Origin of the sequence: Luteolibacter arcticus (assembly GCF_025950235.1) — a bacterium.
Lineage (GTDB): Bacteria > Verrucomicrobiota > Verrucomicrobiia > Verrucomicrobiales > Akkermansiaceae > Haloferula > Haloferula arctica.
The window spans coordinates 262773-277811 of sequence record NZ_JAPDDT010000006.1 but is presented as its reverse complement, the minus strand read 5'-3'; the positions used below and the strand labels follow the sequence as shown (position 1 = coordinate 277811).

The following is a 15039-nucleotide window of genomic DNA, read 5'->3' as shown; positions in this document are numbered from 1 at the left end:
CGGAAGCACCGGGACTGCCCGCTTTCGGAGGACCACTCCGAGGTGTCGCCACCACGCCTACGAAAGCTTTTCTACGTCCGCGCCAGCCGGCAGGAGGAATTCTTGGGAAATTCCGCTCGGCCCAAGCATGGATTGCAAGCAGCAGCTCCAGTGCGAGGCTGCGCCGCCCATGCTCCACTCGCTCCTCCAAGAACAATTACTCCCGATCACGCTCTCTCAAGCGTGGGATTTCTTCGCCACACCTCGAAACCTGGATGAGATCACCCCGCCCGATCTCGGCTTCCGCATCGTGCACTGCCCGGCGGAAACGATGCACGAGGGGCAGATTATCGAATACCGCGTGAAAATCGCACCGCTGGTGTGGATTCCGTGGGTCACAGAGATCAAGGCTGTCGACGACGGGCGCAGCTTCATCGATGAGCAGCGCTTCGGCCCCTACAAGTTCTGGCACCACCGGCACACCTTCGAGGCAACCGAAGGCGGTACGAAAATGACCGATCTGATCCACTACGCGCTGCCTTTCGGCCCGCTGGGATCGATCGCCCACGCGATGTTCGTGCGACGGAAGCTGGAAGGAATCTTCCGCTTCCGCCGGACCGAGCTGGAGCGGCGTTTCGGCCGCATGGCGTGATCAGAGCGTCCCGATGGCCACCCCGAATTCCTGCGGGGTGACAAACGAACTGTCGTCGCGGTCCTTGCGGCCGAACTCGCGCAGCACCTTCCGCCACGGCTTGGCCTGCGCGATCGTGCGGGCAAATTCCTCGGGGTCGAGGGAGCCGCTCTCATCCGCATCGGCCAGGAAGAATTTCTCCGACTTGCTTGGCTTGCCGCCTTCCTTGCCACCATTCGAAGCGCGGAACTCGGTGAGCGAGAGGAGATCGTCGTCGTCCATATCGGCCGCGTTGAAGCGGTGCATGGCATCCACCCAAGCCTTGCTACGTGGCTCAAGGGCAAGGAATTCCGTGGAATCGAGCGAGCTGTCGTCGTTGAGGTCGGCTTTCTCGAAGCGGCGATCGAGCGAGCCATTGGCGGCGGCAGACGCGGTGGGAGCGAGGGCGAGGGTGGAAAGAACGGCGAGCGGTAGGAGTTTCAGCAGGTGCATGTCGGTGAAGATACTTTAGGTGTCTTAAATAAGCACACCCTTTTCCTTCGTCAAGAAACGTGGTCTAACGGGTCGGAACGGCGTCATCGCCCGCAAGATTTGATTTGGCAACCGCGTTTGAGTGCGCCTCCCTCTCCGGGAAAACCCTGCCCGATCATGATCCTCCGTTCCGCTCTCGCTGTCCTCCTTGTCGCCGCCTCCGTAGCCGATGCCCGCGATGTCCTGCTCCACGGCAAGGGTAAGCTCGTCCTCTGGCGCGACGGTGTCATCGCGTGGGAAATGCCGTGGGGCGGCATCCACGACCTGCACCGCGGCGACGACGGCAAGATCTACGTCCAGAAGGACATGCGCGAGGTCTGCGCGATCGACCCCGCGGAAAAGAAGGTCGTCTGGAGCTACGATTCGACCAAGTCCAACGGCAACGACGGCAAGCGGCTCGAAGTCCACGCCTTCCAGCCGCTCAAGGACGGAAACCTGATGATCGCCGAGAGCGGCGTCGGCCGGATCATCGAGGTGGACAAGGACGGCAAGCTGCTGAAGGAGATTCCCCTGAAGCGCGATCATCCCGACGCCCACCGCGACACCCGCCTCGCCCGCAAGCTGGAGAACGGCCACTACCTCGTCTGTCAGGAAGGCGACGGAGCTGTGCGCGAGTACGATGCCGACGGCAAGGTCGTGTGGGATTTCCCAGTGCCGATGTTCGGCAAGGAAGCCAAGGGCGGCCACGGCCCCGAGGCCTTCGGTAACAGCACCTTCAGCGCCCTGCGCCTCAAGAATGGCAACACCCTGCTGACCACCGGTAACGGCCACTCGGTGCTCGAGGTCACTCCGGCAAAGGAGATCGTTTGGAAGATCGAGCAAAAGGACCTGCCCGGCATCACGCTAGCATGGGTGACCACCCTGCAGGTCCTCCCGAACGGCAACTACGTAATCGGCAACTGCCACGCCGGCCCCGGCCAGCCGATCCTGATCGAAATAGAGCCGACGACGAAGAAGGTCGTCTGGCAGCTCGATGGCTTCGAGCAATTCGGGAATGATGTGTCGAACACGGTGGTGGTGAAGCCGTGATCGGTTGTCGCCCGGCGCTTTCCCTCTCCCCCATTTGTCCTTGCCTCAGTTAGGCTTGCCAAGCGAAGGTCCAAAAGTGCGCTCGGATCCCCGCCGGTGGTTGCCTGCTCGTTTGATATGGCGATGGAGAGCGTTGTTTTGGATCGGGCCGTTGATTGGCTTGTTGACAGGGGTGGTGCTCGTCTTCGGATTCCTGAAGGCAAACGAGACTGATCAAGTCGCTTTCGATGCCGGCACGCTGCCCCGGGGAGTGGATCTGAATCCGTTTCTAACGGAGCTGCGCTCGGAATTGGAAAGTGATGGCACATTGATCGAAATCCAGCGGCAACTCGACCGGAATGGCAGCATCTTCAAAACGCCGAAATGGTGGCTTCGCCAACGGATCAAGGTGGAATTCCTCGATTCTTCAGGAGGGTCGGGAGCAATCCAAATGCTCTTCACGCACCATTCGCCATCAGGTCGAGAGAGACTGTCTGAATCCTTTGAGGAAGCTGCCAAAAAAGTGGTGCCACGGATTCGGGCGAAACATGTCGGGGAGTGGCTGGAGAAGATCGATGCGCGTGCCGCCGAGATTCGATTGGCCGTCAAGGCGGCGGAATCCAAGCGCGACCTGATCTACAGGAGCGACATCCCCTTCATCGATGAGAGCGAACAACTTGAAAACGACAGGGAGTGGCTTTTGACGGAAGATCCCTATCTGGGATCTGAACTGAGCTTGCCGGGATCATTCGTTGGTTTTGCCCCGTGGTGGGAGTCCCCGCCGAAGTGGGCCATTATTATCGGAATGTGCGGAGGCTACGGACTTATGGCGATTTTCCCGTCGGTGATTATTCTGGAAATGATGTGCCCGCGGCACCGCGTTCCCTAGGAATCTGAGGCACCGGGACTGCCTGCTTGAGGGAACCGTTCCGCGGTGTCACTACCGCGCCTACGGAAATGGTCACGGCCTTGTGATCTCCAATTTCAAGAACTGCTTCGGCTGATCCCCAATGGGCACGGCCGTGCGGGTCTTCACCGTTTCGGTGCCGTCGCCATTATCGAGCGGATAGCCCGTAACAACCACAGCGGCTTGCCAATCATCGAGTGCCAGTGAACTACGATGGACATAAGAGATGCCGGCGAGTGCCGGCTTCGGACGGACGTAGGTGGCGGTGAGGTAAAGCTGCCCATCCACGAGTTCAATCTCCTCGACCGGCAGGCGGGCGATGTCGGGCACCGTGGGACTGCCGCCGAGAGCTGCTTCCAGCAGCGTGTCCAGGCCATCCGCATCGCTGTCGGCATCATCGGCCGCACCGGCAGCCTGGGCCGCGGCGAGGCTGCCGAAGGCCGCGATCTTCCAGTCATTCAGCGGCGAGTCCTGGATGGTCACGGTGGCGCTGGCATTGTCCGCTAGGTAGCCCGGCACAATGCCTAACAAGAGATTGACCGCCGTGGGGCCGGTGACCGTGGCGGAGTCGATCGGCTGGACGAGCAAGTTCGCCGAACTCTGGCCGGCTGGGATCGCGAAGCCCGCCAGCACGGGATTGAGAGTGAAGTCCAAGCCGGTCACCGCGTTGCCGCCGAGCAACAGCGGCACGCTCAGCGGCGAGGTCGTCACGCCGGTGCGGCTGACGGTGAAGACACCGGTGTCGCCAGTCCCCTTCCGCGCAGTCGCGTCGCTGGCCGCGATCGAGACGGTGTTGCCTTCCAGCGAAAGTTGGGCGACTTCGGCCGGGCTCAACGCGCGCCCGTAGAGGCGGACTTGATCGAGCAGTCCATTGAGATGGTTCTGGGCTCCCGAGGCCGCGGTCTTGGTCCCGATGTAAAGTGGGTTGGCGGTCACCGGCACCGCGCCGGTGGCGGCGAGCGATGCGACTTCCACCCCATCGAAGTAGAGCACCATGCGGTCGCCGTCATAGGTGCTCGCGACGTGGACCCACTGGTTGACGGGCGGCAGCGTCGTCTCGAGGCGACCGACGCCGGCGATGTCCCACACGAACTCGCCGCCCTCGGCAAGCAGGCGATACTGGTTGTCGGTGTTGCCCTTTTGCAGGATGCGGTTGTTGCCGTTCCACCCGACGGCATGGACCCACGCGCTGGCGGAGATCCCGGTCGTGGGATTGAGAGCGGCGACGTTCGTCACCGTCACGCTTTGCCCGATCTCGCTCGTGAAGCGCAATGCCCCATTGAGACGGCCGTTCGCCTGCCACTGCGGCAGCGGCGCGGTCAGCGTGCCAGTGTAGCCCGAGCCACTCGAATCGGCAGCGGTGGTGCCGCTCGTTTCATCGAACTTCCACCAACCGATCAGCCCGTCGGTTGGATCAAGGCCCGCGAGAACTCCGACCTCGGAGCCCTTCAGCGCGCGGTTGTAAATGCGGACGTCATCGAGCGAGCCATTGAGATGGTCACCGGCGATTGCCACGGGTGTCTTGGTGCCAAGATAAAGCGGATCCGCAGTCACCGGGATCGCACCGGTGGCAGCAAGGATCCCTGTCTGCACACCATTGATAAAGACGCGCATCCGGATGCCGTCATAGGTCGCGGCGAGGTGAAACCACTGGTTCACCGGCGGCAGCGTGGTCTCCAACCGGCCGACATTGGCGATGTGCCAGACCAGTTCGCCGCCCTCGATGAGAAGCCGGTACTGGGTGTCGGTGTTGCCCTTCTGCAACACGCGGCGGTTACTCGCCCAATCGGGTGCATGGACCCACGCCGAGATCGAAATCGCGGCGGTGGGGTTGAGCGACGGATGATTGGCCACCGTCACGCTCTGGTTGGCCTCGCCGGTGAAGCGCAGCGAGCCATCGATCTGCCCAATGGCCTGCCACTGCGGCAACGGCGCGGTCAAAGTGCCATCGCGGCCGAAGCCGGTCGCATCCACCGCGGTGCCGCCGCTGCCATCATCAAAGCGCCACCACGCGACAATGCCGTCATCGAGCGCGACACCGGTGATCGCGAAGGTGGTCACCGGCTCACTAGTATCACTGGAGGCGATCACCACCGTGGCCGTCTTGGTGCCGTAGCCCAGCGGGGTGAACACGATCTGAACGGCCGCATTGCCCGGCCCCGCCAGGCTGGCCGGCGGCGGCGAGGAAACGGTGAACGATCCGGCATCAGCACCCTCGAGACGGACGCGCGGCGTGCCGGTGAGATTGAGGGGAAGATTGCCAAGATTCTGGATCGTGAAGGTCCGCGTCACGCTGCCGGAGCCCGGCGTGAATACCCCGAAGTCGGTGCCATCGGCCGGATCGGGAACAAGGTCATTGTTAGAGATCGCGACGCCGTTGCCGGTGATGCGGATTTCCGGCGCGGGCGGCCCGACATTGGCCAGCGCGGAGGCGATGTTAGACGGCGTAGAATAAACGTATTCGCCGAATGCCAGCACCCGGTACGAGTTCGTCTGGAACGGCTCGGCCGCGATGTCGCTGAACGTCGTCACACCCGGCCCCACGATGGCGAGCGCGGTGAAGTTCACACCGTCGAGCGAGCGTTCGATCGAGAAGCCGGCCTCGTTGTCCGAGAGATCCTGCCAGCTCAGGTCCACCTGGGTGTTAGAGACGGCGCTGGCCACGAGGACCGAGGGAGGCGTGACTGTTTCCTCCGGCAGCGAATCGATCCACGCCGCGAGCATGGCCACGCCCTCCTTGTCCACGAGGTTCCGCGCGAGCGGGGGCATCTGGTTCGCGCCCGTGATGCTGAGGCGGTGGTGGAGGATCGAGCCGGCCAGATTTTGCGGCACCACCACGCGGGCATCGGGGTTGCCAAGCGGGTCAAGGATTGGGCCGTAGTAGATTCCCTGATCCGGGAAGGGCGTCAGGGAACGGGCATCCCACAACGCGTGCACGCCGTTCGGACGGTGGCAGTACGAGCAGTTCGCATCGAGATACGAGCGGGCGCGATCTTGCAGCGAGGCGCTGGTGTCATTGTGATGGTGGAGCTTCTCCAGTGCGGGTAGCTCGGCATCCTCAGGACCGTCGTCGAAGAGCCCCACATGATTCCATGCGCTGAGTTGTTCGTCGGTGACGCCATTCGGAAACAGCATCTCGCGATTGAACTGCCGCGTGCTCGGCCCGAGCACGCCGCCGGTCTGCGGGGTGTGGCAGCGCATGCAATCCTGCCGACTCGGGAAGTACCACGGCTGTCGGCGGCTATCGACGTGGAACTTCGCCACCGTCGAGGCCGCTCCCGTGTGCGCCGTGACGGCGAGACCGAAATAGAGCTGATCCGGCAAGTCGAGCGTGGTCCGAGAATACTCGGCCCACGTGAATCCATCCGAGCTCCACAACGCGATGAAGGTGTCGCCCTCGCGCTTCATGCGGAGCCAGGTGTCGGGGAAATTCACGCGCGGCTGCGGCGCGGCCGGATAGAGCGCGGTGGCACCGCCGCCGGTGGTCGCACGGTATTGGAACTCATAACCGCCGGTGTTGTTGTTCCGCGCCGCATTGCTCGGGAACGCCAGCGCCATCACATGGCGGGCATTCGCCGCGAGCGAATCGCGAACCATCAGGCCAGTCTTTGTATAGAGGTCGGACTGCACCACGCTCTCAATCCGCACCGCCACATCGAAGTCGCCGGCGCGCTGCTGGTGCGCGAAGTGAAACTGATCGCTGGTTCCCCAGATGTCGGTGCCACCGGCGGTGATGGTGATCACGTTGCCATTGCGGACTGTCGATCCCGCCACGGCCGGACTGCCGATGTCCAGGCTTGTTAGAGCGCCGATCGGCGTGGTGGCGATCGGGATGCTCTCGGTCAGGCTACCGTCGAGCAAGTCGGCATCACTCTGGTCGGCACGCCACTTGTAGGTCGCGCCATAGACCTCGCCATCGTCCTGCTTGACGATCACGCGCGTCTCTAGCCGGCGTTTCACGTTGGGATCGGTATCGCTGACCGGCAGGTCGAAATGCTTCACCAGCACGCTGCCCGCCGGGAAGCTCCACTCGCCGGTCGGCTCGAACCCGACGGTCGTCCCGTTCGGGACCACGGCGAAGCGGGACTTGATCGCATTGTCCGACCAGAAGGGCGCATTCAGTTGGTACGGGATCAATCGTACATCGGGCGTCAGCGTCGCGAGATTGCTGAATAAACCGGTGGCACCGAGCGTCGCCGGCAATGGCGAGCCCGGCGGCGGACCACCGCGCTGGAGCTTGTAGATCCGGCCTTCGGTGCTGCTCAGGCGGCAGAGGTAAAGCTCGCCATTCGCATCCAGGCCGAAGGATCCCAAGCCACGATAGTCGTTGCCGGAGTTCGGCCCGGGGCCATCAGGCAGCGTCGCCAAGAAGACCTTCACCGGCGGGCTGACCGATTCATCGAGGTACCAGACGATGCCGCTCATGTTATCGCCGAAGAGATACTTCCCGTAGAGCTCGGGGAACTGAGTGCCGCGGTAAACGTAGCCGCCGACCACGCAACTGCCGTCCTGCGCCGAATGCGCGTAGTCCACGATCGGCGGCTTGCTGGTGCCAATGAATGGCGCGGTGAGTTCCCCACCCTTCCCTTCAATCCGGCTCCACTGGAAATTAAGCCCGGGCGGGTCATTCGGCTCGATCACGCTGATTTCCTCGCGCGCACCATTGCCGACATCGCCGATGAAGATCCGCCCGGTCACCGGGTCGATCGTCATGCGGTGCGGACTGCGCAGGCCGAGCGCGTAGATTTCCTCAAGCGCGTTCGGCTGCCCGACGAAGGGATTGTCGTTCGGCACGTAGTAACGCGGCCAAGTCGGGCTGACTTCATTCAGCGGCCGCTTGGTGGGCGCATGGCTGATCGCGCCGCCGCGCTGGTCGACATCGATGCGGATCACGCAGGAGAAAAGCGCGCGGTCGATGATCTGGGTATTCAGTCCCGCGTTCTGGTCGTCGCCATTGGTGATGTAGAGAAAGCCATTCTGCGGGTGGAAGAACATCCCGCCGCCATTATGCCAGACGCTGGCGTCCTTCTGGTCGATCACCACATACTCGCCCGCCTGGGTAGTCTGGAAACCCACATCGAGCACGAAGCGAGAGAGGCGGTTGCGGGTCGGGGTCGCGGTGGGCGGCCGGTTGTCGGCATTGCCCAGGACCGGGCCGAGGTCGCCGCTGCCACCGGTGATGCCGCCGCGCCAGTTATACCAGATCCACATCTGGCGGTTGTTGGCAAAGTCGGGATGCAGGGCCACTCCGAGCAGACCGGAGTCGTCCCACCCCTGGGTATTGGCCGACAGATCGATGACCAGCGTCTTCACAGCGGTCGCCGGGTCATTGTCAAAGCTCCAGATTTTCCCGTCGCGCTCCCACACGATCAGCTTGTTCGTGCCCGGAATCGGGGTGAGGCCGACGGGATTGAGGAAGGTCAGGTTCGGGAATGCGATCACCGTGGACCAGTTTCCTGGCACTGCGGGCGGCGTGGTGGGAAAGGTGCCGTCGTAGTAGGCCTCCACGTCAGGTCGGGTAGTGAGCCCGTGCTGCTGGGCGGCAAGAGGCAGCGTTGCGGTCCACAACAAGGCGGCGCAGCAAAGGACGGCGGGGAATTTCATGCGGAAGGACGAAGGACAGATGGAGCGACACTCCGGGGTGCGCAAAAGGAGCAGGAGCGCGCGAGTATCCCGGTAGAAAACTACGTCAGATCTGGGCCAACAGGTTTAGTCTAAATTGGTTCGGCAATGAGACAATCTCGTCACCCGTGGATTCCCACACACAAATCCCCTTTCCTCCGCCGCGACTGCTGCGGATGCTTGCCGTGAATGGATATCCGGGAATACGCGGTGCAGGGGGCCTTGGCGGCGGCGCAGTGCGCCATCATCCAGGTGGGCACGATCGTCTCCACCGTCTTGATCCGCTCGGCCGGCTACCCTGACCCAAGCCGCGAGTGGCCTGCCCTGCCCGCTTTCATCCGCGAGTGGGGCCCGCTGGCCTTCGCAATCCCGGGGGTCTGGGTGATCGCGACCATCATTCTGGAACAACAGCGCCCCGAGTGGTTTGCGAAGCGGGAGACCTTTCTCTCCGGCTTGCTCGTCGGCGCGGTGCTGGTGCTCCTTTACACCGTGGCCTCGATGCAGGCGTGGCACCTGCTCCCGCATTCCCGGGGTTGATGAAAGCTGTGGCGGAATTTTCGGCTGTCCCCCCCGCTCCGCCTTTTTAGCCTCCCGGCATGTCCGTCACCCGTGAGCGCCTGGTCGAGGTTCTGGAAGAGATCGCCCTGCTGCTGGAGATCCAAGGGGAAAACCCGTTCAAGATCCGCGCCTACCGCCAGGGCGCCGAGGTCGTGTCCGGCTACGACGGCGACATCGTGGCGCTGGCCCGCGACAACAAGCTCGAAGGGATCAAGGGCCTCGGCGATGCCTTGCGCGACAAGCTCCACGAACTCGCCACCACCGGCGAACTGGAGTTCCACAAGAAGCTGCGGGTCGGCTATCCGGATTCGTTCTTCGACCTGTTCGAGCTCGATGGCCTCGGCCCGAAGAAGATCGCCGTGCTGAATCGCGAGCTGAAGGTCGATTCGATCATCACTCTGAAGGCCGCCTGCGACGCGGGAATCGTTGCCGGTCTGCCGGGATTCGGTGCCAAGACCCAGGCGAAGATCCTGGAGTCCCTCGCGCGCCGCGTGCAAGCGGCCGAGGCGTTCCGGCTCGATATCGCCGTTCAGGCGGCGGAGGGCATTCTGGAAATTCTGCGCATGCACCCCGAGGTGCTGCGAGCCTCGGTCGCCGGCTCGACCCGGCGGTCGAAGGAGATCGTGCGGGACCTCGACTTCATCGTCGCCACGCCGAAGCCGGCGGAGCTGACGGCCTTCTTCGCGACGCAGGAGTTTGCCAAGGAAGTCATCGCGCAAGGCGACACCAAGTGCTCGATCAGGCTCGAAAGCGGCATGCAGTGCGACCTTCGCGCGGTGTCGAACGACCAGTATCCCTTCGCCCTCTTCTACTTCACCGGCAGCAAGGAGCACAACGTGGCGATTCGCTCGCGGGCGCTGAAGAAAGGCTGGTCGCTCAACGAATACGCCTTCACCGGCGAGAACGTGCCGGTGATCCGCGACGAGGCGGATATCTATCGGGCGCTCGGGCTTGATTTCGTCCCGCCCGAACTGCGCGAGAACCGCGGCGAGATCGAGGCGGCCGATGAAGGCACGCTGCCACGTTTGTTAGAGTGGGAGAACCTGCGGGGCACCTTTCACAACCACACCACCGAATCCGACGGCAAGGCCTCGCTGCACGCGATGGCCGAAGGCGCGCGGGAACTAGGCCTGCAGTACTTGGGCATCGCCGATCACTCGAAGTCCTCCCCGCAAGCGAACGGGCTAAGCGTGGAGCGACTGGCAGCGCAGGTCGAAACGATCGCCGCGTGGAATCGAGAACACGGCGGCAAGCAATTCCGGCTCTTCGCCGGCTCGGAGGTGGACATCCTGAAAAGCGGTGCGCTCGACTTCGACGACGACCTGTTAGCCACGCTCGATTTCGCCGTCGCCTCGGTTCACAATGCTCTGACGCTCGAAGAAGATGAGATGACGAAGCGGATCATCAAGGCGATGGAGAACCCCTACATCACCATGCTCGGCCACCTCACCGGGCGCTTGCTGCTGCGCCGCGACGGCTACGCGGTGAACCACGAGAAGATCATCGATTGCGCTGCCGAGACCCGTACCGTCATCGAACTGAACTGCAACCCCAAGCGCTTCGACATGGACTGGCGCTGGTGGCACCGCGCCCGCGACAAGGGCGTGCTCTGCTCGATCAATCCCGACGCCCACTCGGTGAACCAACTCCAGTTCCTCCGCTTCGGCGCCAGCGTGGCAAGGAAAGGCTGGGTGCGGCGCGAGGACGTGGTGAACACGAAGACACTGGCAGAGATGGAGGCATGGTTGAAGTTGCCGAAGGGAAAGAGGTGAATCCGATCTGGCGGAGTGAACCCACAAATGCTAGTGGTTCCTCATGTCGCAGGTTAGTGAGATCCGTCAGGCAGCCTCGAAGCTCTCAATACAAGAGCGCGCGGAATTGGCCGTATTTCTATTGGAAGACCTTGATGACTCGCCTCATTCGGTGAGCGACGAAGAAGTCCTCCGTCGTCGCGACGAAATGGCCTCCGGCGCGGTGACCGGACTGACCATGGAAGAGTTCCGCAAAGCGTGTGGCCGTTGAGTCCGGCGAAGGATGGAACTCAGCATTCATCCCGTTGCGGCAAAGGACGCGCGGAAGATCGCCGGCAAGTACGCCGGGATCTCGGAACATTTGGTTTCACGATTCTGGAATGAACTGGACGACGCTCTCGCTGAGATCAAGGCCAATCCAACTCGACAGCACTTCGATGCTTCGGGGTTGCGCCGCGTCAATTTGCGGAAGTTCCCCTATCACGTCCTGTTCGAGGAGCATCTCGATGTGATCCGGGTCTTGGTCGTCCGTCACGACCACCGAAATCCATCCTACGGACTTAGACGCAGGTGAAGTGCGGAGAACAGCCGGTTGCGACTACCCCTTCTTCCCCACATCCTGCAACAACCGCAGCCGATCCAAGGCACTCCCATCATCAATCAACCTCCTCGCGATCTCGATCCCATCCCCGATGTCGTCGGACAGACCGCAGCAAGCGATGGCGGTGCCGGCGTTGAGCAGGACCATGTCGCGCTTCGGACCGGTTTCCTTGCCGGCGAGGATGCTTTCCAGAATGGCGGCGTTCACCTCGGCGTCGCCGCCTTGAAGGTCTTCCACCGCGGCGAGCTTCATGCCGAAGTCGTGCGGGCGAACTTCCTCGTCCTGGAGATCCTGATAGAGCCCCGCCTTGCAGATGCGGGTGGTGCCTAGCAGGCTGACCTCATCGACACAGCGGCCGTCGCCGGTGGTGCCGTGGACGGCCCAGGCGCTCTCGCGGCCGAGGCGCTGGAGGATCTCGGCAAAAGCCGGGCACATTTCGCTGTCGAAGACGCCGACGAGTTGGCACTGCGGCTTGGCCGGGTTCATCAGCGGGCCGATGAGATTGAAGATGGTGCGCACGCCCTTTTCGGCGAGCTGCTTGCGGACGTTCGCCACGGCCTTGAAAGCCGGGTGATAGGCCGGTGCGAAGAGGAACCCGACCCCGGCCTTCTCCAGGCAGTCGCGGAAGCCCTCGGGGGGAAGGTCAATGCGAATGCCGAGGGCTTCGAGGACATCGGCGCCACCGCTTTTCGAGGTGATGCCGCGGTTGCCGTGCTTGAGAACCACCGCACCGGTCGCGGCAACCACGAACATGGCGGTGGTGGAGACGTTAAAGAGGTTCAGCTTGTCGCCGCCGGTCCCGCAGACGTCGATCGTCGGCCCTTCGAGATCGAGCAGACCGACATGAGGATCCACGGCGTGCTCAAGGAACGCTTCGACAAATCCTGCAATCTCGGCGGGCGTTTCGCCCTTTTTCGAGAGGTTCTCGAGCAGTGCGGCCTTCTTCTCGTCCGGAGCGTGGGGATCGAGCAGGAGCTCGGCAGCCACAGTGATCTCGCGGGGCGAGAGCTCCTCCTTCCGTTCCAGATGATGAATCAAAGCGTCCACAAGCGAAGGATCGTAGCACGGATCGGACCGCCTTTGCCAAGCCATTCTCTTGAATTATCCGTAGGTGCGTTCGTGAGAAGGCGAGAAAATAGGGGAATATCCGCTCCACCGACAGCTTCCGCGTTCTCACCGAGCTGCTGCAAAACCCTGGTTCCCGGTTCCGGCGATCCCGGAGGGATCCCAGCGAGTAGCCGGGGGTTGAGCGAGGGCACGAGCGACACCCCCGGATAAAAGCCGCGATGAAGGGAACCCCGGATGGGGTTCAAGCCGGACATGAATCACGGACGCGCCCGGAATCTCCATGCCCGTTTCGACGTGGGGATTATCAGACACCGCGGTTTGCTTCCCGCCCGGCTGGAATCCCCTCCGGGATTCCTTTCGCGCTCCTTGGGTCCGGTGGTCTTTGCCGCTGCGCGGCTGCGACCACCGGCTACTCTCTGGGATCCCCCCGAGATCGCCGGGACGGAAAACCCGGCTTAGCGCCAGAGTCGGCGGATCACCTGGAGCAGGACGAAGCCACTGACGACGAAGACCCCGGTAAGGATCCACGCCATGGTCATCTGCCCGTAGAGGAACTTGCCGATGGCGAAGAGCGACGACCAGATCACGGCGCAACCGGAGACCCAGCCGACGGTGGCGAGACCCATGTGGTCGCCCGATTCCTTGACGGCGCTCGCCGGCATGCCCGCCTCACGGCGAATGGCATCCCAGCCCGGGCCCGCTGGCTGCACCTTCTTGAAGAAGGAGAAAAGGGTCTGCCTATCGGTTTGCGGGCAAAAATAGGCCGCCAGCACCCAGCAGATGGTGGTGAAGGCCACCGAAATGATGACGGTCTGCGCAAAGGGAACCTGAAGATCGATGGTTCCCGCAGCGTGAAGCTTCTTGATCACGAAGAACGTCACCGAGATGAGGAACGAGCTGACCATGGCGATGATCTCGCACCAGGCATTGATGCGCCACCAGAACCAGCGGAGCATGTAGAGCAGGCCGGTGCCGGCACCGATCGAGATGAGGATTTCGAAGGCTTCCTGTGCCGAGGTGAGGATGGTGCTGAGCAAGGCCGCCACCACGTAGAGCAACAACGTGCAAAAGCGGCCGGCGTTGACGTAGTGCCTCTCCGTTGCGGTCGTGTTGATGAAGCGGCGGTAGAAGTCGTGGACGAGGTAGGAGGCACCCCAGTTCAGGTGCGTCAGGATGGTCGAGGAATTTGCCGCAATCAGACCACCAACCATGAGGCCCATAAAGCCTACCGGCAGGAATTTCAGCATCGCCGGGAAGGCGCTGTCATGCCCGATGAGCTTGGGATCGGCAGTCGGGAAGGCCTCCTTGATCGAGGCAAGGTCCGGATAGACGATGATCGAGCAGAGCGCCGTGATGATCCACGGCCATGGGCGAAGTACGTAGTGGGCGATGTTGAAGAAAAGCGTGCCGCCAAGCGAGTCCTTCTCCGACTTCGAGGCAAGCATGCGCTGGGCGATGTAGCTGCCGCCGCCAGGCTCCGCGCCCGGATACCAGTTCGCCCACCAGCCGATGGCGATCGGCACGATGAAGATCATCAGCGAGAGCTGCCACATGTCGAAGTTCGGCAGGATGTCCAGGATTGGCTGGCCGGTCCCGTCGATGGTGCTCATCACAGGATCGTGCGAGCCAGCCGGCACCTTCACCTGCTGGGTGCCGAGGGTCTCGACCAGCTTCTGCAAGCCTGCGAAGGCGGTCTCACCCACGCCCGTCCGCTTGGCCACTTCCTTCAGCGAGAAGTAGGCCGCGGCGAAGACAGCGGTCATCTTGATGAAGAACTGCACCATGTCGATGATCAGCACGCCCCACAAGCCGGAGTGGGCTGCGAAGACCACGTTGAGCACGCCGCAGATCACGATGGTCTGCCATGATGGCATGCCGAAAAGGATGCTGGCGATCTTGCACGCGGCCAGCGTCACCATGCCCATGATGAAGCAGTTGAAGAACAGGCCGAGATAGACGGCGCGGAAGCCGCGGACCACCGAAGCGGCTTTGCCGGAATAGCGGAGCTCGTAGAACTCGAGGTCGGTCATTACCCCGGAGCGGCGCCAGAGGCGGGCGAAGAAGAAAACGGTCGAGACACCGGTCAGCACGAAGGCCCACCACTGCCAATTACCAGCGACGCCGAACTTGCGGACCTGTTCGGTCACCCAGTTCGGGGTGTCAGACGAGAACGTCGTCGCTACCATCGACAGGCCGGCCAGCCACCACGGCACCGATTGGCCGGAGGCGAAGAACTCGGAGGTGCTCTCACTCGATTTTTTCCCGTAGAACAGCGCCGGGACGAAACAGACCAGGATCGAGCCGATGATGATCGCCCAGTCGAGCCCCGTGAGGGTGATCGAGCCAAGGACGGCCGGGTTCAAGAAAAGGGAGAGCGCCATGT

General features: G+C 62.7%; 11 protein-coding genes. 7 read left to right on the top strand and 4 right to left on the bottom strand.

The features are described from left to right. The first annotated feature begins 127 nt into the window (after positions 1–127). Positions 128–631, top strand: coding sequence for an SRPBCC family protein (locus tag OKA05_RS15450; RefSeq protein WP_264488067.1), 504 nt, complete (start codon positions 128–130; stop codon positions 629–631). On the opposite strand, the gene OKA05_RS15445 is transcribed toward OKA05_RS15450, so the two are convergent. Continuing rightward, the gene (locus OKA05_RS15445) at positions 632–1102 is read right to left on the bottom strand and encodes an EF-hand domain-containing protein (RefSeq protein WP_264488066.1); all 471 of its coding nucleotides are present in this window, start codon (positions 1100–1102) and stop codon (positions 632–634) included. A 156-nt stretch (positions 1103–1258) separates the two neighbouring features. Here OKA05_RS15445 and OKA05_RS15440 point away from each other — a divergent pair, with 156 nt between their 5' ends. Next, positions 1259–2170: an outer membrane protein assembly factor BamB family protein gene (locus OKA05_RS15440; RefSeq protein ID WP_264488065.1), complete on the top strand. Its 912-nt coding sequence runs from the start codon at positions 1259–1261 to the stop codon at positions 2168–2170. Between the two features lie 172 nt (positions 2171–2342). Beyond that, positions 2343–3038 (top strand): hypothetical protein, encoded by a 696-nt coding sequence (locus OKA05_RS15435; RefSeq protein WP_264488064.1) that lies wholly within the window; start codon positions 2343–2345, stop codon positions 3036–3038. A gap of 72 nt (positions 3039–3110) precedes the next feature. Here the strand turns inward: OKA05_RS15435 and OKA05_RS15430 are convergent, their stop codons facing one another. Then, positions 3111–8660 carry a LamG-like jellyroll fold domain-containing protein gene (locus OKA05_RS15430; protein ID WP_264488063.1) on the bottom strand — a complete coding sequence of 1850 codons (5550 nt, stop codon included), beginning with the start codon at positions 8658–8660 and terminating at the stop codon, positions 3111–3113. Positions 8661–8867: 207 nt separating this feature from the next. Between OKA05_RS15430 and OKA05_RS15425 the strand changes: the two genes are divergently transcribed. Genes OKA05_RS15425 through OKA05_RS15415 form a run of 4 tightly spaced genes read left to right on the top strand, consistent with a single transcriptional unit; the run spans position 8868 to position 11561 of the window. Further along, positions 8868–9215, top strand: coding sequence for a hypothetical protein (locus OKA05_RS15425; RefSeq protein WP_264488062.1), 348 nt, complete (start codon positions 8868–8870; stop codon positions 9213–9215). Between the two features lie 59 nt (positions 9216–9274). Further along, positions 9275–11008 carry a DNA polymerase/3'-5' exonuclease PolX gene (gene polX / locus OKA05_RS15420; protein ID WP_264488061.1) on the top strand — a complete coding sequence of 578 codons (1734 nt, stop codon included), beginning with the start codon at positions 9275–9277 and terminating at the stop codon, positions 11006–11008. A 43-nt stretch (positions 11009–11051) separates the two neighbouring features. Then, complete coding sequence (locus OKA05_RS29455) at positions 11052–11258, top strand: addiction module protein (protein ID WP_369335607.1); 207 nt, start codon at positions 11052–11054, stop codon at positions 11256–11258. Positions 11259–11270: 12 nt separating this feature from the next. After that, a complete protein-coding gene (locus OKA05_RS15415; RefSeq protein ID WP_264488060.1) occupies positions 11271–11561 on the top strand; it encodes a type II toxin-antitoxin system RelE/ParE family toxin in 291 nt (96 codons plus the stop codon). 24 nt (positions 11562–11585) lie between these two features. Here OKA05_RS15415 and trpD read toward each other — a convergent pair whose 3' ends face one another. Beyond that, the gene (gene trpD, locus OKA05_RS15410) at positions 11586–12635 is read right to left on the bottom strand and encodes an anthranilate phosphoribosyltransferase (protein WP_264488059.1); all 1050 of its coding nucleotides are present in this window, start codon (positions 12633–12635) and stop codon (positions 11586–11588) included. A gap of 476 nt (positions 12636–13111) precedes the next feature. Then, positions 13112–15037 (bottom strand): sodium:solute symporter family protein, encoded by a 1926-nt coding sequence (locus tag OKA05_RS15405; protein WP_264488058.1) that lies wholly within the window; start codon positions 15035–15037, stop codon positions 13112–13114. Between the last annotated feature and the right edge of the window lie 2 nt (positions 15038–15039).